The organism is Streptomyces sp. NPDC048248, assembly GCF_043201875.1.
GTDB lineage: Bacteria > Actinomycetota > Actinomycetes > Streptomycetales > Streptomycetaceae > Streptomyces.
Window position 1 is genome coordinate 450,742 of record NZ_JBICZL010000003.1, and the last position, 23,134, is coordinate 473,875.

General features: G+C 72.9%; 19 protein-coding genes. 6 read left to right on the forward strand and 13 right to left on the reverse strand.

Annotated elements, in window-relative coordinates; all coding sequences use genetic code 11:
• Window positions 1–19: 19 nt before the first annotated feature.
• Entirely contained in the window at window positions 20–1,975 is a 1,956-nt protein-coding gene (locus ACGFZW_RS08065; RefSeq protein ID WP_393892192.1) for a hypothetical protein, read from the forward strand.
• 139 nt (window positions 1,976–2,114) lie between these two features.
• Window positions 2,115–3,068: an SDR family oxidoreductase gene (locus tag ACGFZW_RS08070; RefSeq protein ID WP_393892193.1), complete on the forward strand. Its 954-nt coding sequence runs from the start codon at window positions 2,115–2,117 to the stop codon at window positions 3,066–3,068.
• A gap of 76 nt (window positions 3,069–3,144) precedes the next feature.
• Here the strand turns inward: ACGFZW_RS08070 and ACGFZW_RS08075 are convergent, their stop codons facing one another.
• The 7 genes from ACGFZW_RS08075 to ACGFZW_RS08105 all read right to left on the reverse strand — a co-directional run bounded on the left by ACGFZW_RS08075 (window position 3,145) and on the right by ACGFZW_RS08105 (window position 14,357).
• On the reverse strand, window positions 3,145–4,167 hold the full coding sequence (locus tag ACGFZW_RS08075) for a helix-turn-helix transcriptional regulator (RefSeq protein ID WP_393892194.1): 1,023 nt from the start codon (window positions 4,165–4,167) through the stop codon (window positions 3,145–3,147).
• Between the two features lie 206 nt (window positions 4,168–4,373).
• Entirely contained in the window at window positions 4,374–7,067 is a 2,694-nt protein-coding gene (aceE, locus tag ACGFZW_RS08080; protein WP_393892195.1) for a pyruvate dehydrogenase (acetyl-transferring), homodimeric type, read from the reverse strand.
• A gap of 412 nt (window positions 7,068–7,479) precedes the next feature.
• Window positions 7,480–8,103 (reverse strand): GntR family transcriptional regulator, encoded by a 624-nt coding sequence (locus ACGFZW_RS08085; protein WP_393892196.1) that lies wholly within the window; start codon window positions 8,101–8,103, stop codon window positions 7,480–7,482.
• A 123-nt stretch (window positions 8,104–8,226) separates the two neighbouring features.
• On the reverse strand, window positions 8,227–9,966 hold the full coding sequence (gene sucB / locus ACGFZW_RS08090; protein WP_393892197.1) for a 2-oxoglutarate dehydrogenase, E2 component, dihydrolipoamide succinyltransferase: 1,740 nt from the start codon (window positions 9,964–9,966) through the stop codon (window positions 8,227–8,229).
• Window positions 9,967–10,019: 53 nt separating this feature from the next.
• The gene (gene lpdA, locus ACGFZW_RS08095; protein ID WP_393892198.1) at window positions 10,020–11,408 is read right to left on the reverse strand and encodes a dihydrolipoyl dehydrogenase; all 1,389 of its coding nucleotides are present in this window, start codon (window positions 11,406–11,408) and stop codon (window positions 10,020–10,022) included.
• Between the two features lie 299 nt (window positions 11,409–11,707).
• Complete coding sequence (locus ACGFZW_RS08100) at window positions 11,708–13,252, reverse strand: leucyl aminopeptidase (RefSeq protein WP_393892199.1); 1,545 nt, start codon at window positions 13,250–13,252, stop codon at window positions 11,708–11,710.
• A gap of 310 nt (window positions 13,253–13,562) precedes the next feature.
• Window positions 13,563–14,357, reverse strand: a complete 795-nt coding sequence (locus ACGFZW_RS08105; protein WP_393892200.1) for an adenosylcobinamide-GDP ribazoletransferase — start codon at window positions 14,355–14,357, stop codon at window positions 13,563–13,565.
• A gap of 68 nt (window positions 14,358–14,425) precedes the next feature.
• On the opposite strand from ACGFZW_RS08105, the gene ACGFZW_RS08110 reads away from it, so the two are divergent.
• A complete protein-coding gene (locus tag ACGFZW_RS08110; RefSeq protein ID WP_393892201.1) occupies window positions 14,426–15,163 on the forward strand; it encodes a hypothetical protein in 738 nt (245 codons plus the stop codon).
• Here the strand turns inward: ACGFZW_RS08110 and ACGFZW_RS08115 are convergent.
• From ACGFZW_RS08115 to ACGFZW_RS08130, 4 genes are all read right to left on the reverse strand, one after another.
• A complete protein-coding gene (locus ACGFZW_RS08115; RefSeq protein ID WP_393892202.1) occupies window positions 15,138–15,848 on the reverse strand; it encodes a hypothetical protein in 711 nt (236 codons plus the stop codon). The two genes, ACGFZW_RS08110 and ACGFZW_RS08115, sit on opposite strands and share 26 nt — an antisense overlap.
• A gap of 602 nt (window positions 15,849–16,450) precedes the next feature.
• On the reverse strand, window positions 16,451–17,497 hold the full coding sequence (cobT, locus tag ACGFZW_RS08120; protein WP_393892203.1) for a nicotinate-nucleotide--dimethylbenzimidazole phosphoribosyltransferase: 1,047 nt from the start codon (window positions 17,495–17,497) through the stop codon (window positions 16,451–16,453).
• 170 nt (window positions 17,498–17,667) lie between these two features.
• Window positions 17,668–18,429: a class I SAM-dependent methyltransferase gene (locus ACGFZW_RS08125; RefSeq protein ID WP_393892204.1), complete on the reverse strand. Its 762-nt coding sequence runs from the start codon at window positions 18,427–18,429 to the stop codon at window positions 17,668–17,670.
• A gap of 61 nt (window positions 18,430–18,490) precedes the next feature.
• Window positions 18,491–19,762: a bifunctional adenosylcobinamide kinase/adenosylcobinamide-phosphate guanylyltransferase gene (locus ACGFZW_RS08130; protein ID WP_393892205.1), complete on the reverse strand. Its 1,272-nt coding sequence runs from the start codon at window positions 19,760–19,762 to the stop codon at window positions 18,491–18,493.
• A 159-nt stretch (window positions 19,763–19,921) separates the two neighbouring features.
• Here ACGFZW_RS08130 and ACGFZW_RS08135 point away from each other — a divergent pair, with 159 nt between their 5' ends.
• On the forward strand, window positions 19,922–20,134 hold the full coding sequence (locus ACGFZW_RS08135) for a hypothetical protein (RefSeq protein WP_393892206.1): 213 nt from the start codon (window positions 19,922–19,924) through the stop codon (window positions 20,132–20,134).
• Between the two features lie 89 nt (window positions 20,135–20,223).
• Here the strand turns inward: ACGFZW_RS08135 and ACGFZW_RS08140 are convergent, their stop codons facing one another.
• Both ACGFZW_RS08140 and ACGFZW_RS08145 read right to left on the reverse strand, forming a co-directional pair.
• Window positions 20,224–20,958: a methyltransferase domain-containing protein gene (locus ACGFZW_RS08140; protein ID WP_393892375.1), complete on the reverse strand. Its 735-nt coding sequence runs from the start codon at window positions 20,956–20,958 to the stop codon at window positions 20,224–20,226.
• 59 nt (window positions 20,959–21,017) lie between these two features.
• Complete coding sequence (locus ACGFZW_RS08145; RefSeq protein WP_393892207.1) at window positions 21,018–21,614, reverse strand: DUF3043 domain-containing protein; 597 nt, start codon at window positions 21,612–21,614, stop codon at window positions 21,018–21,020.
• Between the two features lie 295 nt (window positions 21,615–21,909).
• On the opposite strand from ACGFZW_RS08145, the gene ACGFZW_RS08150 reads away from it, so the two are divergent.
• Both ACGFZW_RS08150 and ACGFZW_RS08155 read left to right on the forward strand, forming a co-directional pair.
• A complete protein-coding gene (locus tag ACGFZW_RS08150; RefSeq protein WP_393892208.1) occupies window positions 21,910–22,707 on the forward strand; it encodes a PspA/IM30 family protein in 798 nt (265 codons plus the stop codon).
• Between the two features lie 56 nt (window positions 22,708–22,763).
• Window positions 22,764–23,042 (forward strand): hypothetical protein, encoded by a 279-nt coding sequence (locus tag ACGFZW_RS08155; RefSeq protein WP_393892209.1) that lies wholly within the window; start codon window positions 22,764–22,766, stop codon window positions 23,040–23,042.
• Window positions 23,043–23,134: the final 92 nt, after the last annotated feature.

Sequence of the window (23,134 nt, forward strand, 5' to 3'; positions counted from 1 at the left end):
GCTGTTTCAGGCCATGCCCATGGACGAACGTACCCGGGCCGATGTCGAACGGGCCGAAGCGGCCATCGTCGAGCACTACCCACGGCTCGTCCGCCTCGCCTACCTCGTGCTTCCCCCGTCGATGGGTCGTCACCCCCGTGTCCTGACAGCCCATGGCCTGGTGCAGCGGGCACTGCCCCGGGCGCTGCCACGAGCACTGCCACGGACGCGGCTGCGCAGGCCCGTGAGCACCCTGCCCGCGCAACGCGGCCCGGCGCCCGGCACCGGATACACCGAGGTACGTCTGCGGACCCTGCGACTCGCCCTTGCGTACGAGCCTGGGACGGGCCGCGGGGCCGCCCGCCTGCTGCCCTCCGTACCGGTCGTCTGGGGACTGCGGCTGTTCCCTCAGGCCGGCGGTGCGGACGAACTCGCCCTGGACCAGGCGCTGTCCGGCGTATCGGCACCGGTGCGTGCCGCCCTCGGGCTGTGGCACCTGGAAGGGTTGGAGGAGGACGAGGCGCGCGCCGTGCTGGCGGATGCCGGGGTCGTCGACCCGGAGGCGGCGCAACGGGCCGCCTGGCAGCTCGACCAGGGCGCCGCGGCCGATGTCGCGGTTCTGCTGAACTCCGGGGAGTTCGACCCCTGCACGGTCCAGACCCGGCCGACGGACCTGCTGCGCCGCCGCCAGCGGGTACGCGCTTCGCTCGTAGCGGCGGCCGTCCTGGTGGTCGGTGCGGTGGTGGTGGGGGTGGTGGTGCCGGGCGCGGGCGCGAGCTCCTCGGACGCCGGCCGGCAGGCGAGCGCCGCGTCCTTCGCGCAGCAGGCGCTGGAGCCGGAGCGGCTGCTGCGCGCCCCCAACGACCAGTGGGCCGACACCTCGCGGCTCGACTTCACCACCTGGCCGGCCCGTGGCCGGCAGGCGGGCAACGGCAAGCTGCTGGCACGGGCGTTGCGGGTCTGGGCGGAGCCGCCCGCCGACGCCCGGATCACCGCCACCGCCGGTACGTCCACCCGGCCGCCGGCCCGGCCGCCACGGCTGCTGTTCGCGGGCCTCATCGACGGCGTGATGGTGGTGGTCCTCCACGACGGCGAGCGGCTGGTGCGCTACGCCGAGCCGGAGGCGGCCACCCCGACCCTGCATTTCGCCCGGGTCGACGACGCGGATGTGACCACCGGCGCCGCGCTGGTGATCGGGCGCGGCAACGGCTGGATGCGCTACCTCATCGCCCCCTGGGTCTCCGACGCCACGACCCGCGACCTGCTCGCGCCCGACGCCCCGGCCCGTCCGCTGCACCTCGCCCCCGACGGCGTCACCGACCGGGTGCCCACCCCGCCCGAGGCGGCCACCGCCTGCGGACGGTGGCCGGTGGTGCAGTTCCGCTCCTCGCAGCGCATCGCGGAGGACCACACCTTCCTGGTGACCGACCTGGGGGACCTCGCGCCGGCCCACCTGTCCTACCTGCCGGCCCCCGCCGACGGCGCGCCGCCGCAGCCGCCACGCGAGGCGACAGGGCCCGAGGGCCTGCGCAGCTGGGCTCGCACCGCCTGCTCGCTGCGCTCGCTGCGGGGCGAGGGGGTGCGGTCGGTGAACAACTGGGAGTTCGCCCGGCAGCGCCTCCCCGAGGGCGGCGGCGAGGCGACCTGGGTCTGCAGCCGCGCCGACACCTGGCGCGGTCCGGGCCTGGTCACGGTTCAGCTCCAGCCGCCCGCCGCGCGCCCGGCCGATCCCGGGCTGGTCGCCGGCCGGGCCAGGAACACCGCCGCGTGCAGCCGCTTCGGGCCGGATGTGGTCGGGGACATCCGCTGGCGGGCGAAGTCGGGGAAGTGGTACCTCCTCGCCGCCGGCAGCCGGACGGTCGGCGGCATCGACGTCGCGGGCAAGGTCAGGGCCGCCTCGGGCACCGGCACGCTCGCCGCACCTGTCGCACACGGCGCACCGGCCGGCGTCACGGGCCGGCTGCGCAACGGCCGCAGCCTGCGGGCGATCCCCTAGGCCGGGTCCGGACGGCCGGTACGGCACGCGGGCCCGGCCCGTCGGCAAGAGCCCGGAAAAGGCGACAGAAGGTGTCGGGATTGAGTGCCAGGGTCGGGACGTACGGATGCGGGTCAGCGGACAGCGAGGAGTGGCGGACGTGACGGGACACGGGGAAACGGGACGTGCGGACCGGCCTGTGGCGGCGGATCTGACGGGGCGGGTGGCGCTGGTCGCCGGCGCCACCCGGGGCGCGGGCCGGGCGATGGCCGTGGAGCTAGGCCGGGCCGGGGCGCTGGTGTATGTGACGGGTCGGACGACGCGGGAGCGGGTCAGTGAGGTCGGCCGAGCCTCGGAGACCATCGAGCAGACCGCGGAGCTGGTGACCGCGGCCGGGGGCACCGGGATCGCGGTGGCGGTGGACCACCTGGAGCCGGCCGCGGTGAAGGCGCTGACCGAGCGCATCGACCGGGAACAGGGGCACCTGGACGTGCTGGTCAACAGCCTCTGGGGCGGCGACCGGCTGATCGAGTTCGAGACCGAACTGTGGGACCTGAATCTGGACAACGGCCTGCGGATGTTCCGCCTCGGGGTCGACAGCCACGTCATCACCGGCCACTTCGCGCTGCCATTGCTGATCCGGCGGCCGGGCGGGCTGGTGGTCGAGGTCACGGACGGCACCGCCGCCTTCAACCGTGCCTACCGCGGCAACCTCTGCTTCGACCTCACCAAGAACGCCCCGCACCGCATCGCCTTCGGTCTCGCGGCCGAGCTGAAGCAGTACGGCGGCACGGCCGTCTCGCTCACCCCCGGCTTTCTGCGGTCCGAGGAGATGCTTGACCACTTCGGGGTGACGGAGGAGAACTGGCGCGACGCGGTGGCGCAGGAACCGCACTTCGCCATCGCCGAGTCCCCGGCCCTCATCGGCCGCGCGGTCGCGGCGCTGGCCGCCGACCCCGACAAGGAGCGCTTCAGCGGCCGGTCGCTCTCCAGCGGGCAGCTGGCGAAGGTCTACGACTTCACGGACACCGACGGCTCGCGGCCGGACGGCTTCGGGTACTTCGAAGAGGTGGTCGTCGGCGGGAAGGCCGCGGGCCCCGAGGACTACCGCTGACGGACACCGGACACCGCAACGGGCGTGCGCCGTCGCGCCGTTGAGGCCACGCGGCGCACTCCCGGGCCCGGGGGAGTCAGGAGTACAGCGCGGCGGACCGCCGGGCCGCCACCGCGAACCGCTCGCGCAGCCCGGCGGGCGCGAGCACCTCGCACTCCGGACCGAGTGCGAGCAACTGCGCGTACGCGACCTCCTCGGACTCCACGGCGAGCGAGACGGTCAGCCGGCCCTCCGCGTCGGGCGGACCTGCCCCGTCCACCGCTTCCCCGGCCGCCACCCGGTCGGTGACGTACGGCAGTTGCCGGACGCCCTCCTCCGAGAGCCGGACCACGACCTCCGCACGCAGGAGGGAACGGGTGAACTGCGCCGCCCGCTCCGCCCAGAACGCCGGCAGGTCGAAGGTCTCGTCGCGGGTGAAGCGCTCGCCGGTGGTGTCCACGGCGGCGAAGCGGTCGACCCGGTAGACGCGGAAGCCCGCTCCCTGCCCTGACGCCCTCTCCTCCGTCCCGGCCACACGCCCGGTGGGCGCGGCGTCCCGGGGGCGGGCCGCCAGGTACCAGACGCCCGCCTTGAGCACGAGGCCGTACGGCTCCAGCTCCCGCTGCACCGCGGTGTCCTTGCGGAGATAGCGGGCGGACAGCCGGCGGTCGTCCCACACCGCGTCGGCGACGGCCGGGAGCAACGGCGGCGTCTCCGGCTCCTGATACCAGCCGGGCGCGTCGAGATGGAAGCGCTGCGCGGCGCCCGACGCGGCATCGCGCAGCTCGGGCAGCAGGGCGGCGGAGACCTTGAGACGGGCGGCGGACGCGGCGTCCGCGAGGCCCATCTCCCGCAGCGCGGACGGCACTCCGGACAGGAAGAGCGCCTCCGCCTCACTGCGGCCCAGACCCGTCAGGCGGGTGCGGTAGCCGCCGACGAGACGGTAGCCGCCGGCCCGCCCGCGGTCCGCGTAGACGGGGACTCCGGCCTCGGAGAGGGACAGCACGTCCCGGGCGACCGTGCGCTCGGAGACCTCGAGCTCCCGCGCCAGTTCTGCGGCCGTCATCGACGGCCGGGACTGGAGCAGCAACACCATCTTGATCAGCCGGGCAGCACGCATGGCGTCATCATGCCGGGCCGCATCGGCCGGCGCGGGCCGATGGCGGGGGATCCGGTGGGGCTGGTGGACCCTGCCCGGTCACCGCCTCCAGGGCGTGACCGGGCAGGGCCGGTGGTTTCCCGTGCGAAGACCCCGGGCGCGGTGGGTGGTCTTCGCACGGGAGCAGGGGTGGGCGGCGCCCGGTGTCGGCCGGGGCCGCCCACAGCTCACAGGCCGTAGCGCTCCTTGGCCTCCTTGACGGTCTCCGGCTTGACCTCGCCGCGGCGGGAGAGCGCCGCAAGGGCCTGCACGACGACCGACTGCGGGTCCACACCGAAGTGCCGGCGGGCCGCGTCGCGGGTGTCGGAGAGGCCGAACCCGTCGGTGCCGATGGACACCCAGTCCTGCTCGACCCACGGGGCGATCTGGTCGGGGACCGCCCGCATCCAGTCGCTGACCGCGACGACCGGTCCGGGAGCACCGGCCAGGGCACGGGTGACGTACGGGATGCGGTCCTCACCGTCGAGCCGGGCGGCGTCACACTCCAGCGCGTCGCGGCGCAGCTCCGTCCAGGAGGGCGCGGACCAGACGTCCGCGGCCACGCCCCAGTCCTCGGCCAGAAGCTGCTGCGCCTCCAGGGCCCAGTGGATGGCGGTACCGGAGGCCAGCAGCTGGAGCTGCGGGCTGTCGGCGGCGGGCTTGGTGCCCTCCTGGTAGCGGTACAAGCCCTTGAGGATGCCCTCTTCGACGCCCTCCGGCATGGCCGGCTGGACCTTGGTCTCGTTGTAGACCGTCAGGTAGTAGAAGACGTCCGCGTCCTCCCCGTCGGCCCCGCCGTACATCCGGCGCAGACCCTCCTTGACGATCACCGAGACCTCGTAGGCGAAGGCCGGGTCGTAGGAGAGCGCCGCCGGGTTGGTGGACGCGATCAGGTGCGAGTGGCCGTCGGCGTGCTGGAGGCCCTCACCGGTCATCGTGGTCCGGCCGGCCGTCGCGCCGATGACGAACCCGCGGCCCAGCTGGTCGGCGAGCGCCCAGAACTGGTCGGCGGTGCGCTGCCAGCCGAACATCGAGTAGAAGATGTAGAAGGGGATCATCGGCTCGCCGTGCGTCGCGTACGACGTCGCCGCGGCGGTGAAGTCGGCCAGCGAGCCGGCCTCGGTGATGCCCTCGTTGAGGATCTGACCGTCCTTGGCTTCCTTGTACCAAAGGAGCTGGTCGCGGTCGACCGGGTCGTAGGTCGCGCCCTTGGGGGAGTAGAGCCCCGCCGTCGGGAAGAGCGACTCCATGCCGAAGGTGCGGGCCTCGTCGGGGACGATCGGAACCCAGCGCTTGCCGGTCTCCTTGTCCCGCATCAGGTCCTTGATCAGCCGGACGAACGCCATGGTGGTGGCGATCTCCTGGCTGCCGGAGCCCTTCTTCAGGGCGTCGAAGTTCTTGTCCGCCGGCATCGGCAGCGGCTTGGCGACGACCTTGCGGGCCGGGGCGGGGCCGCCGAGCGCGGCGCGCCGCTCGCGCAGGTAGACCATCTCGGGGGAGTCCTCGGCGGGGCGCCAGTACGGCGGCAGGTCGCCTTCCAGCGCGCTGTCCGGGATGGGCAGTTCGAGGAGGTCGCGCATCGCGCGGAACTCCTGCCCGGTCAGCTTCTTCATCTGGTGGTTGGCGTTGCGGGACTCGAAGCCCGCGCCGAGGGTGTAGCCCTTGACGGTCTGCGCCAGGATGACGGTCGGCCCGCCCTTGTGGTCGACGGCGGCCTTGTAGGCGGCGTACACCTTGCGCGGCTCGTGGCCGGCGCGGGAGGTCTGGAACAGCTCCAGCAGCTTGTCGTCGGACAGCGTGCGGCCGATGGCCTCCAGGGCCGGCTCGCTGCCGAAGAAGTGTTCGCGCAGGTAGGCGGCGTCGCGCGTGGCGTACGTCTGGAACTGCGCGTCGGGGGTCTCGGCGAGGCGCCGGACGAGCGCGCCGTCGGTGTCGAGCGCGAAGACCTCGTCCCAGGCCCGGCCCCACAGCGATTTGACGACGTTCCAGCCGGCCGCGCGGAACTGGGCCTCCAGCTCCTGCACGATCTTGAAGTTGGGGCGGACCGGGCCGTCCAGGCGCTGCAGGTTGCAGTTGATGACGAAGGTCAGGTTGTCCAGGCCCTCGCGGCCGGCCAGCGCCAGGGCGGCGGTCGACTCGGGCTCGTCCATCTCGCCGTCGCCCAGGAACGCCCATACGTGGGAGTTGGCGGTGTCCTTGATCCCGCGGTGCTCCAGGTAGCGGTTGAAGCGCGCCTGGTAGATCGCGGAGAGCGGGCCGAGGCCCATGGAGACGGTGGGGAACTCCCACATCCAGGGCAGCCGCCGCGGGTGCGGATAGGAGGGCAGGCCCTCGCCGCCCGCCTCCTGGCGGAAGTGGTCGAGCTGCTCCTCGGTGAGGCGGCCCTCGAGGAAGGCGCGGGCGTAGATGCCGGGGGAGGCGTGGCCCTGGATGTAGAGCTGGTCGCCGGAGTCACCGTCGCCGTCCAGGCCTTCCTTGCCACGGAAGAAGTGCTGGAAGCCGGTCTCGTAGAGCCAGGCGGCGGACGCGAAGGTGGCGATGTGGCCGCCGAGGCCGAGCTTGGAGCCACGGGTGACCATGGCGGCCGCGTTCCAGCGGTTCCAGGCGGTGATCCTGGCCTCCATCGCCTCGTCGCCCGGGAACTCGGGCTCGGCGGAGGTCGGGATGGTGTTGACGTAGTCCGTCTCCAGGAGGGACGGGAGGGCGGTGCCCTCGCTGCGCGCGGTGTGCTCCAGGGCACGGCGCATCAGGTACGCGGCACGCTGCGGGCCCGCTGCCTCGGTGACGGCGTCGAGCGACTCGCGCCATTCGGCCGTCTCCTCGGGATCGCGGTCCGGGAGCTGGTCGAGCTGGCTGTACGGCAGGCGCACGGGTTCGGGCATGGGTGGCCCCTTTCCGGACGGGAGGGATGCTCGGGGGAGTCGTCCCAGCGCCCGTCCGGCTCGCGGTACCCGGCACGGCACACCGCGGCGGTCCGGCCGTCCCGTACGCCTTGGTACGGCGAGGACCTTTCGCCTGTGCGATGCGCCGCGCCACATGTCGCGGGCCCCGCCCCGGGGGCGGATGACGGGGCTGCGACGACACCCCCTACGAGTTCTTCGGCAGGAATTCGGCAGGCAGGGTGTCGCGCCCCGCAAGCGACGATACGCCTCTGATCGATGATCGATCAACGGTCCGGGGACGAATAACCGCAGGTCGGCACGGCGTGCCGCATTTTCGGGCACGCGGTGCCACGGGAATTCGGGTCTCCGGGAGCGGCCCCGGAGACCTCGGCGAGCCCCCTGCCCGGCGCCCTCAGACCCTCGGTGCGCAGCTCAGGACATGTGTCTTGAGCAGGGTGCCGATCTTCGGGTCGCGCCGCCGGAACGCGTCGACGATCTCCTGGTGATCCTGGGCGTGCGAACGCGGCTCCGGGCTGAACCAGCGGATGGAGAGCGTCGTCCAGACCTCGATCCCCAGCGACTCCCAGGTGTGCAGCAGCACGGCGTTACCGGCCGCCCGCACGATCTCCCGGTGGAAGGCCACCGTGTGCCGCACCTGCGCCTCACCGTCGCCCGCCCGGTCCGCCTCCCGCAGCGCCGCCACCTCGGTGTCCAGCGCCGCGGTGTCCTGCGCCAGCCGTACGGCGGCCAGTTCCGCGGCCACCTGCTCCAGGCCGGCCCGTACCGGGTAACTCTCCTTGAGGTCGGCAGCGGTCAGATTGCGTACCCGTACGCCCTTGTTCGGCGCCGACTCGATCAGCTGCAGTGACTCCAGCTCGCGCAGCGCCTCACGGACGGGCGTCTGGCTGACCTCCAGCTCCACCGCGATCCGCCGCTCCACGATCCGCTCGCCCGGCTGCCAGCGGCCGCTGACGATCCCCTCGAGGATGTGCTCGCGGATCTGCTCGCGCAGCGAATGGATGACGGGCGGGGTCATGACGTGCTCCTTCAGAGCGTGGGGTGAGCAGGGGGCCATTATCCGGGAAACGCAAAGGGGTCGGCCCCGGCTCGAAAAGAACCGGGGCCGACCCTTGGCACACCTGGCGCGTGCCTGCCGGACTCAGAGACCGATCTCGGTCTCGAACTCGGCGGCCTCCAGGATCTGCTTGACCGTGGTCAGGTAGCGGGCGGCGTCGGCGCCGTCCACCAGACGGTGGTCGTAGGAGAGCGCGAGGTAGGTCATGTCGCGCACCGCGATGGTCTCGCCGAGGTCCGGGTGGTCGATGACCACCGGGCGCTTGACGGTCGCACCGATGCCCAGGATGCCGACCTGGTTCGGGGGCACGATGACGGTGTCGAACAGGGCGCCGCGCGAACCGGTGTTGCTGATGGTGAAGGTCGCACCGGACAGCTCGTCCGGCGTGATCTTGTTCGCGCGGACCTTGCCCGCCAGGTCCGCCGTCTTACGGGCGATACCGGCGATGTTGAGGTCACCGGCGTCCTTGATGACCGGGGTCATCAGGCCCTTCTCCGCGTCCACCGCGATACCGACGTTCTCGGTGTCGAAGTAGGTGATGGTGCCCTCGTCCTCGTTGATCCGGGCGTTGACGACCGGGTGGGCCTTCAGCGCCTGGACCGCGGCCTTGACGAAGAACGGCATCGGCGAGAGCTTGACGCCCTCACGCTGCGCGAACCCGTCCTTGGCCTTGTTGCGCATCCGCATGATCGCGGTGATGTCCACCTCGACCACGGACGTCAGCTGCGCCTGGCCGTGCAGGGCCTTCATCATGTTGTCGCCGATGACCTTGCGCATCCGCGGCATCTTGACGGTCTGACCGCGCAGCGGCGACGCCTCGATGGCCGGGGCGCCCGCCTTGGCGGCGGCCGGAGCGGCAGCGGCCGGGGCGGCGGCCTTGGCGGCCTCCGCGGCGGCGATGACGTCCTGCTTGCGGATGCGGCCACCGACACCGGTGCCCTTGACCGCGGCGAGGTCGACGCCGGTCTCCGCGGCGAGCTTGCGCACCAGCGGAGTGACGTACGCGCCTTCGGCCTCACCCACGGCTGGAGCCGGGGTGACCGGGGCCGGAGCGGCCGGGGCCGGAGCGGCCGGGGCGGGCGCGGGAGCCGGAGCCGGGGCGGGCGCCGGAGCGGCCTTGGCCTCGGGAGCCGGAGCGGGCGCCGGAGCCGGGGTGGGCTCGGGCTGCGCGGCCGGTGCCGGGGTGGGCTCCGGCTGGGCGGCCGGGGCGGCGGCCTGGTCGGCCGAACCGATGACGGCGAGCTTGGCGCCGACCTCGGCGGTCTCGTCCTCGCCGACCACGATCTCCAGCAGCGTGCCGGAGGCCGGCGCGGGGATCTCGGTGTCGACCTTGTCGGTGGAGACCTCAAGCAGCGGCTCGTCGGCCGAGACCTCCTCGCCGACCTCCTTCAGCCAGCGGGTGACGGTGCCCTCGGTGACGCTCTCGCCCAGTGCGGGGAGCACGACATCGGTGCCCTGGGCACCACCGGCGGGGGCGGAGGCCGGGGCCGGGGCCTCGGCGGCCGGAGCCGGGGTGGGCTCGGGCTGCGGCTGGGCGGCCGGTGCCTCGGCGGCGGCCGGAGCCGGCGCCTCGGCCGGCGCGCCGGTGCCGTCGTCGATGAGGGCCAGCTCGGCGCCGACCTCCACGGTCTCGTCCTCGGCCACCTTGATGGAGGAAAGGACGCCGGCGGCCGGGGCCGGGATCTCGGTGTCGACCTTGTCGGTCGACACCTCGAGCAGCGGCTCGTCGGCCTCTACGCGCTCACCCTCGGCCTTGAGCCAGCGGGTGACGGTGCCCTCGGTGACGCTCTCGCCGAGCGCCGGCAGGGTTACGGAAACCGCCATGGTTTCAGTTGCTCCTATCGAATGTGCGGATGTGGTCGCGCCCGGGACTGGGGTCAGTCGTGGGAGTGGAGAGGCTTGCCGGCCAGGGCCAGGTGGGCCTCACCGAGTGCCTCGTTCTGCGTGGGGTGCGCGTGAACGAGCTGCGCAACCTCGGCCGGCAGGGCCTCCCAGTTGTAGATCAGCTGGGCCTCACCGACCTGCTCGCCCATACGGTCACCGACCATGTGGACGCCGACCACGGCGCCATCCTTGACCTGGACGAGCTTGATCTCGCCCGAGGTCTTCAGGATCCGGCTCTTGCCGTTGCCTGCGAGGTTGTACTTGAGTGCGACGACCTTGTCGGCGCCGTACAGCTCCTTGGCCTTGGCCTCGGTGATACCCACCGAAGCGACCTCGGGGTGGCAGTACGTGACGCGCGGCACGCCGTCGTAGTCGATCGGCACGGTCTTGAGACCGGCCAGCCGCTCGGCCACCAGCATGCCCTCGGCGAAGCCGACGTGAGCGAGCTGGAGGGTGGGGACGAGGTCACCGACGGCCGAGATGGTCGGCACGTTGGTCTGCATGTACTCGTCGACCAGGACGTAGCCGCGGTCCATCGCGACGCCCTGCTCCTCGTAGCCCAGGCCCGCCGAGACCGGCCCGCGGCCGATCGCGACCAGCAGCACCTCGGCCTCGAAGGTCTTGCCGTCGGCGAGGGTCACCTTGACGCCGTCGGCGGTGTACTCGGCCTTCTCGAAGAAGGTGCCGAGGTTGAACTTGATGCCGCGCTTGCGGAACGCGCGCTCCAGCAGCTTGGAGCTGTTCTCGTCCTCGACCGGGACGAGGTGCTTGAGGCCCTCGACGACGGTGATGTCGGTGCCGAAGGACTTCCACGCGGAGGCGAACTCGACGCCGATGACGCCGCCGCCCAGCACGATCGCGGACTTCGGCACGCGGTTGAGCTTCAGCGCGTGGTCCGAGGAGATGATGCGGTCGCCGTCGATCTCCAGGCCCGGCAGCGACTTCGGCACGGAGCCGGTCGCCAGCAGGACGTGCCGGCCCTCGACGCGACGTCCGTCGACGTCGACGGAGGTCGGGGAGGAGAGACGTCCCTCACCCTCGATGTAGGTCACCTTGCGGGAGGCGATCAGACCCTGCAGGCCCTTGTACAGGCCCGAGATGACCTCGTCCTTGTACTTGTGGACCGCCTCGATGTCAACGCCCTCGAAGGTGGCCTTGATGCCGAACTGCTCACTCTCGCGAGCCTGGTCGGCGATCTCGCCGGCGTGCAGCAGAGCCTTGGTGGGGATGCATCCGTTGTGCAGGCAGGTACCGCCGACCTTGCCCTTCTCGATCAGGGCGACGTCCAGGCCCAGCTGCGCCCCGCGCAGGGCAGCGGCGTAACCACCGCTACCGCCTCCGAGGATCACTAGGTCGAAAACGGTGCTGGCGTCGTTCGCCACGTCACGTCCTCCATGCATGGGTACGCCGGAGCCGGTCTCCAATGACCGGACGGCGGCTGTTGTTCGGCCGCTTTAACTTCGGCCCTGGGTAAGGGGGGCCCTGTCCTGCCGAGAACCCATCTTCGCACTTGTTCCGCGAAGCCGGGACGGCGGGCCGGGCCCGGGGGCGGCGGAACAGCCGCCTCAGGGGGTTACTGGTGCGTACGGGCGTGCGTATTTCGTTGACAGCGAACGCACACCGACGGCCCCGGACGGTGAGTCCGGGGCCGTACGGACAAATCAGGCGAGAGGGGAACGACTCAGCCGAGGTCGCCCGCCGCGGTGCGCTCGGCCAGGCGCACCAGGGTGCGCACGGCGGAGCCGGTGCCGCCCTTGGGGGTGTAGCCCCAGGGCGCGCCCTCGTGGAAGGCCGGGCCGGCGATGTCGAGGTGCGCCCAGGTGATGCCCTCGCCGACGAACTCCTTCAGGAAGAGTCCGGCGACCAGGCCGCCACCCATCCGCTCACCCATGTTGGCGATGTCGGCAATCGGTGAGTCCATGCCCTTGCGCAGCTCCGACGGCATCGGCATGGGCCAGGACTGCTCGCCGACCTCCTCCGCGATCTCGTGGAGCGAGGTACGGAAAGCGTCGTCGTTGCCCATGATCCCGAAGGTGCGGTTGCCCAGGGCGAGCACCATCGCGCCGGTCAGCGTGGCGACGTCCACGATCGCGTCCGGCGACTCCTCCGAGGCGCGGGTCAGCGCGTCGGCCAGCACCAGCCGGCCCTCGGCGTCGGTGTTGAGCACCTCGACCGTCTTGCCGCTGTACATGGTGAGTACGTCGCCGGGGCGGGTGGCGGAACCGGAGGGCATGTTCTCGGCGAGCGCCAGCCAGCCGGTGACGTTCACCTCCAGGCCCAGCTTCGCGGCGGCGACGACGGCGGCGAACACCGCGGCCGCACCGCTCATGTCGCACTTCATCGTCTCGTTGTGGCCCGCGGGCTTGAGCGAGATGCCGCCCGAGTCGTAGGTGATGCCCTTGCCCACCAGCGCCAGGGTCTTCTTGGCCTTGGCGTGCGTGTGCGCGATCCGGACGAGGCGCGGCGGCGCCTGGGAGCCCTGGCCGACGCCCATCAGGCCGCCGTAGCCGCCCTTCTTGAGCGCCTTCTCGTCCAGCACCTCGACCTTGAGGCCGAACTCCTTGCCGGCGGCCTGCGCCTGCGCCGCGAACGCCTTGGGGTCGAGGTCGTTGGAGGGCATGTTGATCAGGTCACGGGCGCGGTTGATCTCCGCGGCCAGGGCCTGGGCACGCTCGACGGCGGCCTTGAACTCCTTGTCGCGCGGCTTGGCGCCGACGATCGCGGCCTCGGCGAGCGGCGCCGACCTGCCGTTGTCGGCACCCTTGCCGGCCTTGGAGCCCTGCGCGCCGCCGCTGCGGTACGCGGTGAAGGTGTACGCGCCCAGCAGCGCGCCCTCGCCGACCGCTGCGGCCGCCTCGGCGTCCTCCACCGGCAGGGCGAAGGCGGCCTTCTTGGTGCCGGCCAGCGCGCGGGCGGCGCTGCCTGCGGCGCGCCGCAGCGTCTCGTTGTCGTAACCGTCGCCCTTGGCCGGCGCCTCGCCGAGACCGACCGCCAGCACGACCGGAGCCTTGAGGCCGTCGGCGGCCGGCAGCTTGGTCACCTCGCCCTCGGCACCACTCGCGCCGAGGGTCTCCAGCACGGCGGCGAGCTTGCCGCCGAAGGCCTTGTCCACGGTCTCCGCACCGGGGGCCGCAACGACGCCCTTGGCGCCCTTGGCCACGCCGACGACGACGGCGTCCGCACGCAACGTTGCGGCGGAGGAAGTACTGAGGGTTAGTGCAGTCACGGTGATGAAGGTCCTGTTCCGTCCGGGAATCCGTTCGCGCCCAGGGCGCTGCTGCGGCCGAGCCTACGCTCGGAGGTGCCCCAAGGCCCCGCCCGATGCCGCGCCGGCCTGCCACGTGGCGTTGACGGCCCCCGCCCGCCCCCTGTCGAACCGGCTCCCGACAAAGGGGAGTTGAGTGCTTTGTGGTGGTTGGGAGGTATTGACCCGAAGGGTCGGGACGGTGGGCCGAGCGGACCGAATGAGAGGTGCGCCACACGGCGGTGACGTGACGTCAGCACGGGCCGGGCGTGTTCGCGGTGACTCGGCCGGCTCAGCCGAGCGAGAGCGCGATCAGGGCCGTCAGTCCCGCGCACTCCGCGAGCGCGCCGAACACATCGCCGGTCACCCCGCCGAACCGCCGTCGGCAATGCCGGAGCAGCAGTTCGGACAGTCCGAGGCCGAGCAGTACGGCAAGTCCTGCGTGCAGTGCGCCGTACGGGCCGAACGCGGCGCCGCCGGCGGCGCACAGGGCCGCGACCAGTGTGGCGCAGAGCAGCGCGGCGCCGGCCGGTACGGTGCCCGCGACCGCGGCGCCCAAGCCCTCGGGCCGGGCGGCCGGCACCCCTGTGCGGGAGGCGAGGGTCAGCGCGCAGCGCGCGGTCACCGCCGCGGTGACCGCCGCCAGCCCACCGTGTCCCCAGCTCTGCGCGTACAGCTCGCCCAGTGCGGCCACTTGGGCCAGCAGGGCGAACAGCAGGGTGATCACCCCGAAGGGGCCGATATCGGACTGCTTCATGATGCGCAGCGCGTCCTCGGCCGGTTTGCCGCTGCCCAGACCGTCGGCGGTGTCGGCGAGCCCGTCCAGGTGGAGGCCGCGGGTGAGGGCGGCGGGGACCGCGGCGGTTCCGACGGCGGCGAGCAGCGTGCTGCCGCCCAGCAGGAGCAGCGCACCGCCGAACGCGGCCGCGGCCACGCCGACGACCAGACCGGCCAGGGGGGCGCAGAGCATCCCGCCGCGGGCGGTCGGCCGGTCCCAGCGGGTGAGGTGTACCGGCAGCACGGTCAGCGTCCCGAAGGCGAACCGCAGGGCGTCGGAGGGGGCCGGGGGCTCGGGGGTGTCGCTCACCGGCGCAGGCTATCCCGGGCCCTGCGGCGCTAAATTGGCCCCTACGCGACAAATGGGGAGCATGTGGGATGGATCACTGGTGGTTCCGCAACATCGTCGAACCCGGGAAGCTGCCGCTCCTCCTCGCCCTCGGCTCCTTCGTGTTCACCTTCCTCGTCACCCGCGCCATCACCCGCCTCATCCGCGCGGGCAAGGGCCCCTTCCGCAACGTCACCCCCGGCGGGGTGCACATCCACCACGTCGTCCCCGGGGTGATCCTCATGGTCGTCGGTGGCTTCATCGCCCTCGCCGGGGGCAGGCGCGGTTTCGGTTCCGGTGTCGCGGCGGTGCTCTTCGGCATGGGGGTCGGCCTGGTCCTGGACGAGTTCGCGCTGATCCTGCACCTGGACGACGTGTACTGGACCGAGGCGGGCACCAAGAGTGTGGAGATCGTCATCCTCACCGCCGCCCTGGCCGGCCTGATCCTCTGCGGCTTCCTGCCGTTCGGCGTCAACGAGCTGAGCCCGGACGAGACCAGCGACCGCCTCCAGGTGGTGCGGACGGTGGGTGCCAACTTCCTCTTCGTGCTGATCGCGCTGGTCAAGGGCAAGGCCCGGATGGCCGTCGTCGGGACGTTCGTCCCGTTCGTGGCCCTCTTCGGGGCCGTCCGGCTGGCCCGGCCCAACTCGCCCTGGGCCAAACGCCTCTACCGCGACCGGCCCAGGGCGCGGGCGCGCGCGACGGTCCGCGCGTACCGCCACGACCTGCGCTGGAACACGGTCCGCCGCAAGATCGAGTACGTCATCGGGGGCGCCCCGAGCCGCTGACGCGCCGCGCGCCGTCCGGTCCGCGCCGGGCGAATCCCCCGAGTTCTCCCACGGCGCACACCACCAGCACCACCAGCACGGCCGCGACATGCTCCTTGCCGGCCAGGTTGTTCTTGATGAACACCACCTCGACGACCATCGCGGCCGACACCAGGGCGCAGGACAGCCAGGCGCGGTGGTGCCAGCACACGAAGACGGCCAGACCCACCACGGCCGCCGACGGACCGGTGTCGATGACGTAGGCGTCCGAGTCGGGCAGGCCGAAGGGGCTCTCCGCGCCGGCCCAGAGGCCGAGCCGGGCGTACATCGTCCCGGCGAGCGTCGCGGTGTAGGCGACCACCAGCGTCCGCCACCGGCCCAGACAGATCTCGGCGATCCCGAAGACCACCAGTATCTGCGCCAGCGCGCCCCAGACCGGCAGGTCGAGCGCGGGGACGAACAGCGACAAGGGGGTACGCAGCAGCGCCAGCCACAGGTGCTCGTCGGCCTGCACCGAACCGATGTTCTGGATCGGCCGGTAACCCCACGACTGGTTCTGCACGAACTGGAAGGTCAGGGTCAGGCACACCGCGGTGAGCGTCATCGCGATCGCGCGCAGCTTCCGCGCGGCCAGCGCGGACCGCACGGTTCGCAGGAGCGGTCCCCACTCCGCACGCGCCGCGCGGCGCAGGGCCGGCTCGCTCATCTCGCGTTCCCCCGGTGCTCGCGGAGCCGCCCCGTCGGCAGCCCCGGTGCGGCCGGGCGGACCTCCGCGCGGGCGGATACGGCCCCGGTACGCGGCGAAGCGGTGCGCATGGCGAAGAGCATGGCCCGCGGATTCCGCGGCGGGCGGTATTTCGCAGGGGTGCGAGAGAGCGATTCCATCTGCCACCGCCGGGAGGAGAGGCTGAGCGGCGCGCGCCACCGGCACCGCACCGGGCCCGCGTCGAATCGCGATCCGCGAGCGAAGACGGAAGGTGACATCGCGGAGTTCAGTGGGATCCGGGTGATCTGCGCCTCTTGCGCCCGCCCGCTCCGGCGCCGTACCGCGGTCGGCGTGCGTCGTGCCGCCTGATTCGCCGGCGCCCGTGACCGCCACCGGGGGAGCACTCCGTCGCACTGCCCGCGCCGCCGTGTGCGCGGCGCGGCGCCGCCACCAAGGAACCGCAGGGCGGTCATCATCCGGACTCAAGCGACATCTCCCATGAAGAGCGATCTTATGGGGATGCCACTGGCGGACCGGAGCGGTCCCGATGGGGTGACCGCTCCGATCCGTGGTGCCGGCCGGCCGCTACCGGCCGGTGATGCTCAGTCGCGTACGGGCAGTTCCGCCGCCAGAGCCGCCGCCGCCCGCACCAATGGCAGGGCCAGCAGCGCCCCCGTCCCCTCCCCGGCAGTGACGCCGTGGTCGAGCAGGGGGTTGAGCGCGATCCGGTCCAACGCCTTGCCCTGGGCGGGCTCGCCGCTCGTCTGCCCGGCCACCCACCAGTCCGGCGCGCGGAACGCCACGCGCTGCGCGACCAGCGCACAGGCCGCGCCGACCACGCCGTCCAGGATCACCGGCGTGTGGCGTACCGCGCTCTGCAGCAAGAAGCCCGTCATCGCCGTCAGGTCCGCGCCGCCGACCGTGGCCAGCAGCTCCAGCTGATCGCCGAGCACCGGCCGGGCCCGGCGCAGCGCGTCGCGGATCGCCGCGCACTTGCGCATCCAGGCCAGGTCGTCGATCGGTGCCCCGCCGCGCCCCGTGACGACCGAGGCGTCGGTCCCGCACAGGGCAGCGATCAGCGTGCTCGCGGCGGTCGTCCCGCCGACGCTGAGATCGCCGAGGACCACCACATCGGTGCCGGCGTCCGCCTCCTCGTCCGCGATGGCCATACCGGCCCGGAACGCCGCCTCGGCCTCCTCGGCGGTCAGCGCGTCCTCGATGTCGATCCGACCGGATCCGCGGCGCACCCGGTGGCGGGAGACCTCAGCGGGCAGCTCGTCGAGTTCGCAGTCCACCGCCATGTCCACCACGCGCACCGGCACCCCGGCGCCGCGCGCCAGCACGGCGGCCGGGCTCGCGCCGTCCAGCACAGCGCGCACCAGGTCCTTGGAGGTGCCGGCCGGACGGGCCGAGACGCCCAGCTTCGCGACCCCGTGGTCGCCGGCGAACAGCAGCACCCGCGGCTGCGCGACGGGGCGCACCGGCACCTGGTGCTGGGCGGCGGCCAGCCACTCGCCCAGCTCGTCGAGGCGGCCGAGCGCACCCGGCGGCACCGCCAGCCGGGCCCGGCGCTCCTCGGCGTCACGGCGCACGCCGCCGTCGGGGCGCTCGATCAATTGGGCGAAGTCATCGAGGTTCAGGGCGCTCATTGGGCGCAGATTACCGGCATCGTGCCGCAGGCGAAGCGGCCCGGTGCCGGTCGGCCCCACCCGCCGGCCTGCCTGTCCCACCTGCGCGGCCCGGTCGGCCGCGTCGGCGCGGCCCGTCGGCCTCGCGGCGATCCACCGGATATCCGCCCGCCCTCGGGTCGCACCCGCCGCTACCGTGCCGCGAACCGCACCTCGACCACCAGGGGCGCCACCGCGCGCACGCCCGGCAGCCGGGTCGGCCGCCGCCTCTCGGGCCCCGCCGACAATCCGCGGAAAAAGGGGAGTTCACGCACCGCGGCGATACCCGGATGGGCACTCGCCACCCGCGGCAGGTCGGCCCGGTCAAGGCCCCACCGCGACGCCGGCCACCGGCCGTCGGACAGCCCTGCGCACCACCGTGCCAGCGCGGTGACGCGCCGTGGCAGGGCGTCAAAGACCAGCGCACCGCCGGGAAACCGCTCCGCGCAGGCCGCGAACAACGCCCGCGCCGCGGGCGGCGGCATCCGCGTCAGCACCCCCGGCGCCACGACGACGACCCCGCGATCCGGCTGCGGCACCGCATCCAGCCACCGGTGATCGGTCACCGCGCACGGGACCGTACGCCGCCGGGGGCCGTCCGGCAGCAGCATCCGGCGCATCGCGGCGGTCGCCGGCGGCTGCACCGTCAGCCAGGTCAGCCGCCCGTTGTCCAGCCGCCAGAAGCCGGTGCCAAGACCCTCGCCGAGCGCGACCACCGTCGCCTGCGGAGAGCGCGCCACGTAGGCCAGGACCGCCGCATCGAAACACCGCTCCCGCGGCCCCGGGGCCCGCAAACCGCCGGCGTCCCCTTCGGTGTCGGCGGCGCACCGCGGCTCCCGCGCGCTGCGGACGGTGGATGCCGCGCGGCCCGTCGCAGCCGCCGATACGGTCGTGGTCGGTTCGGATTCGGTCACGGGTCAAGGGCACCCGTCCCGACGGCCCCGGGCAAGTGGACACGAGCGCTCCCGCGCCCTGTCATCCACGCAGCGCAATCGCCTGGCCCGCGACGACCAGCAGCAGTTGCTCGCACTCGGCGCCGAACGCGGCGTTCAGTCTTCCGAGTTCATCGCGGAAGCGGCGGCCCGCCGCGGTGGCCGGGACCACCCCGGACCCCACCTCGTTGCTCACCGCCACCACCGGGCGCCGGGTCGCCCGGAGAGCCGCGACCAAGGCGTCGGTCCGCTCCCGCAGCGCGCGCCGGCCACCGGCCTCCCACGTCTCGTCGTCCCACGCCCCGACCTCGTCCATGGCGTGCGTCAGCCACAGTGCGAGGCAGTCGATGAGCAGCGGCGAGGCGTCGGCAGGCCGCCCTGTGCCAGGGTCGGCGCCGGGGCCGGTGTCCGCGAGCAGCGGCACCAGATCGCAGGTCTCCTCGGTGCGCCAGCCGGCGGGGCGCCGCTCGCGGTGCAGCGACACCCGCTGCGCCCACTCCGTATCGCCCTCCCGGGTGCCACCGGTGGCCACGTACAGCACCTCGGGGAAGGTCGCCAGCCGCCGTTCCGCCTCCGCCGACTTGCCGCTGCGCGCACCGCCCAGCACCAGGGTGCGGCGCGGCAGATCGGGCACGGCGTGATATTCGCCGACCACCAGCGAGCTGCCGTCCGGCACGGCGCGGGCGCCCGCCGCAGCCAGCCTGCGGTGCAGCTCGGGGCCCGGCGGCACACCGTGGTCGATGTGCACCGCGACCACATCGGTCGCCGCGTCCACCGCCCCGCTCGCGCGCAGCCGGGCCAGGGCATCCGGCCGCTCCAGCACATCCAGCAGCACCAGGTCGTACGGGCCGCTGCCGCCCATGCCCTCGTAGCCGCCGCCCCGGTGCTCCCCGCCGAGCCCGGCCGGTGCGGCGCCCGGGGGCAGATACAGCAGCCGCTCCCCGCCGGAGCCGCCCACCTCGTAGCCGGTGCCGGGAATGTCCACGGCGATGGCCCGTACCCGGTGGCCGTCGAGCAGCGCCAGCTCCCGCCCGTCCGCGACCCGGCCCGGCTGCGGCAACCCGGCCGGCACCTCCAGCGCAGGACCGTCGTGCGGGTGCGAGAGCAGCACCTGCCGTACGCCGGCCAGCGACTGGCCGGCCCGGGCGGCCGCGAAGGCGGGGCCCGGCGTCAGGTCGATGAGCAGCGCGCCGTCGATGAGCAGCGCGGTCGCCGCCCGCGCCTCGCCGCCGACGGCGGTGGCACAGGCGGCGCACGGGCAGCCGGGGCGCGGCAGCCCCTGCGGGGCTCCGGTGCCAAGGAGAGTCAGTTCCACCTGCCGAGTTTCTCGCGTCCGTGCCGCGCGGGCGCGCGGGGGGACCTCTCGACACGGCCGTTAGGCTGCGGATCAGCACGAAAGCACGACACCACGGCTGCGGCAGGCCGCGGCCCGCGGTGGCACAGACACGTACTCGGTGGGATCCAGGAGGCGGACATGGCGTGGACGTGGCGGTTCGAGAAGGCGGACGGTTCGGAGACGGCGCCCGCGGTGGAGCCGGAGGAGTTCACCACGCAGGGGGACGCGGAGTCCTGGGTCGGTGAGGAGTGGAAAGCCCTGCTCGACGGCGGGGTGGACCAGGTCAGGCTCTTCGAGGACGGCACGGAGATCTACACGGCGCCGATGAGTCTGCACGCCGACGCGGACTGAGTCCGCGAGCCGATCGACCAAGGGGCGCCCGCAGGACTTCGGTCCTGCGGGCGCCCCTTGTCGTCGTCAGAACCGGTCGGCCGGGACCGTCAGCCGCGGACGCCGCACAGGTGCAGCAGCGCGGCGACCGCGCGGTAGGGGTCCGTGCGGCCCGCGCGGTCCTCCGCGGCCAGCAGCTGCTGCCGTTCGTCGGCGGACTCCGGGGCGGTGGCGTCCACCGCGAGATCGGTGAAGACCCGGACGCCGTACCAGGTGTGCAGCGGAGCGCCGATCCCGGCGAGGGTGGCCCGCAGCGCGTCCAGCCGGTCGGCGCGCACCGTCAGCCCGAGGCGGTTGGTGTAGGCGGGCGAGTCGAAGGCGGCCAGCGCCGTTGCCCAGTCGCCGGACAGCCCGGGCCGCATGGCCAGCGCGTCGGCGTTACGGACGACCAGGGACAGCAGGCCGCCGGGCGCCAGCACCCGGGCGAGGCCGGCCAGCATCGGGTCCGGGTCCGGTACGTACATCAGGACGCCGTGGCAGAGCACGACGTCGAAGGAGCCGGGCAGGAAGTGCACGCCGGTCTCCCGGCCGTCGCCCTCCATCAGCCGGACCCGGTCCTGGATTCCGGCCGGCTCCGTGGCCAGCGCTTCCTGCGCGGCCCGGAGCATCTTCGGGTCGGATTCCAGTCCGGTGACCTGATGGCCCGCCCGTGCCAGCCGCAGGGCCTGCGTGCCCTGCCCCGGGCCCACGTCGAGCACCCGCAGCCGCTGCCCCACCGGGAAGCGCGCGGTTATCTGCTCCTCCAGCTGGCGTGCCACCAGTTCCTGGCGGACGGTGTTGCGCAGTCCGCCCAGGCCACCGAGCCAGGCGTCGGCCCCGCCACGGAACCCGGACGGACTCCGGCTCAGGGCCGCTCTCCGCGCTTGACCTGCGGCTTCGGCAGCCGCAGTCGACGCATCTGGAGGGTGCGCATGACCGCGTAGGCCTTGACGCCCTTCTGGCTCTCGTTCGGGAAGCGCGCGGTGAGCTGCTTGCCGAGGCGGAACCAGATGCCGACCGAGTCGAGCACGATCAGGACGATGATCACGAGCCAGAGCAGCAGCGCGATGTTCTGGATCTGCGGGACGCGGACCATGGTGAGCACCAGGATCACCACGGCCATCGGCAGGAAGAACTCCGCGACGCACCAGCGCGAGTCGACGAAGTCGCGGGCGAACCGGCGCACCGGTCCCTTGTCGCGCACCGGCAGGTAGCGCTCATCACCGCTGGCCATGGCCTCGCGCTGCTTGGCCATGTCGACACGTCGGGCCTCGCGCTGGGCCTTGGACGCCTCCTTGCGGTTGGTCGGCGTATGCGCACGCGAGCGGCGCTGCGACTGGGCGTCGCTGCGCTTCGGCGTCGGCCGCCCCTTGGGGGCCTGCGGGTCGCGGGGCTGCTGGGGCTGGTCCGCGGTCACCTTGGCGGTCGCGGCCTGCTCATCCTTCGAACGGCTTCGGAACACAACACCCAAGGGTACGTGGTCGGCGGGTGTGGGCCATCGTCCGACGGGGAACGATCCGGCAACGGCGTGTCCCACGCTCGGTGGCGTACCAGGACAGAGCGGGCGCCACGGCGGTTCTCCGGCGCTTCCTACTCCCTGGGCGGGAGAACAGGTACTCCCTGATCGTCCTGGAGGAGGAGCGCATCCGGGTCCGAACAGTGCGGTAATGGAACCAAGGCCCGTACTGTGGGGTCTGTAGATGTGCTGGAGCCTAAGCCCGATGTAAAACTCGGTCAGAAGGGGGCGCGCGAGGCCCATGAGCGGTGTCATGAAGCGGATGGGGATGATCTTCCGCGCGAAGGCCAACAAGGCCCTGGACCGGGCCGAGGATCCGCGCGAGACCCTCGATTACTCGTACCAGAAGCAGCTGGAGCTGCTCCAGAAGGTGCGCCGCGGCGTCGCCGATGTGGCGACCTCCCGCAAGCGCCTGGAGCTGCAGCTCAACCAGCTCCAGGGCCAGTCCTCCAAGCTGGAGGACCAGGGCCGCAAGGCGCTCGCGCTCGGCCGGGAGGACCTCGCCCGCGAGGCGCTCTCCCGTCGCAGCGCGCTGCAGCAGCAGGTCACCGACCTGGAGACGCAGCACCAGACGCTGCAGGGTGAGGAGGAGAAGCTCACCCTCGCGGCGCAGCGGCTGCAGGCCAAGGTCGACGCCTTCCGTACGAAGAAGGAGACCATCAAGGCCACGTACACCGCGGCCCAGGCCCAGACCCGGATCGGCGAGGCCTTCTCCGGCATCTCCGAGGAGATGGGCGACGTCGGCATGGCCGTCGAGCGTGCCGAGGACAAGACCGCGCAGATGCAGGCGCGGGCCGGCGCGATCGACGAGCTGCTGGCCTCCGGTGCGCTGGACGACCCGACCGGTATGGCCAAGGACGACATCACGGCCGAGCTGGACCGGCTGTCCGGCGGCACCGATGTCGAGCTGGAACTGCAGCGGATGAAGGCCGAGCTCGCGGGCGGCCCGTCCGCCGGCAAGCAGGCCATCGAGCCGGGCCAGGGCGGCGAGGCCCAGCCGTCGCAGCAGCAGGACCAGCCGCGTTTCGACAAGCAGTGACGGTCGGCGGCGGATAGCCTCGCAGAGATCGTCGGACCGGACCAAGGGAGACCGTCGTGATCGTACGGATCATGGGGGAGGGCCAGGTGAAGCTGGACGATGCCCACTTCACCGAGCTGAACAAGCTGGACGATGAGCTGCTCGCCGAGATGGAGAGCGGCGACGACGACGGCTTCCGCCGGACGCTCGGCGCCCTGCTGGACGCGGTGCGCCGGATGGGCACCCCCCTGCCCGACGACGCACTGGAGCCGTCCGAACTCATCCTGCCGTCTCCGGACGCGACCCTCGAAGAAGTCCGGGAGATGCTCAGCGACGACGGTCTGATCCCGGGCTGAGCGCCCGGCCGGCGCGGACCCGCGGTCCGGTACCGGCCGTGTGCCACCTTCCATCCAGCGCACAACGACAGCGCCCCGGCCCTCTCGTGGGA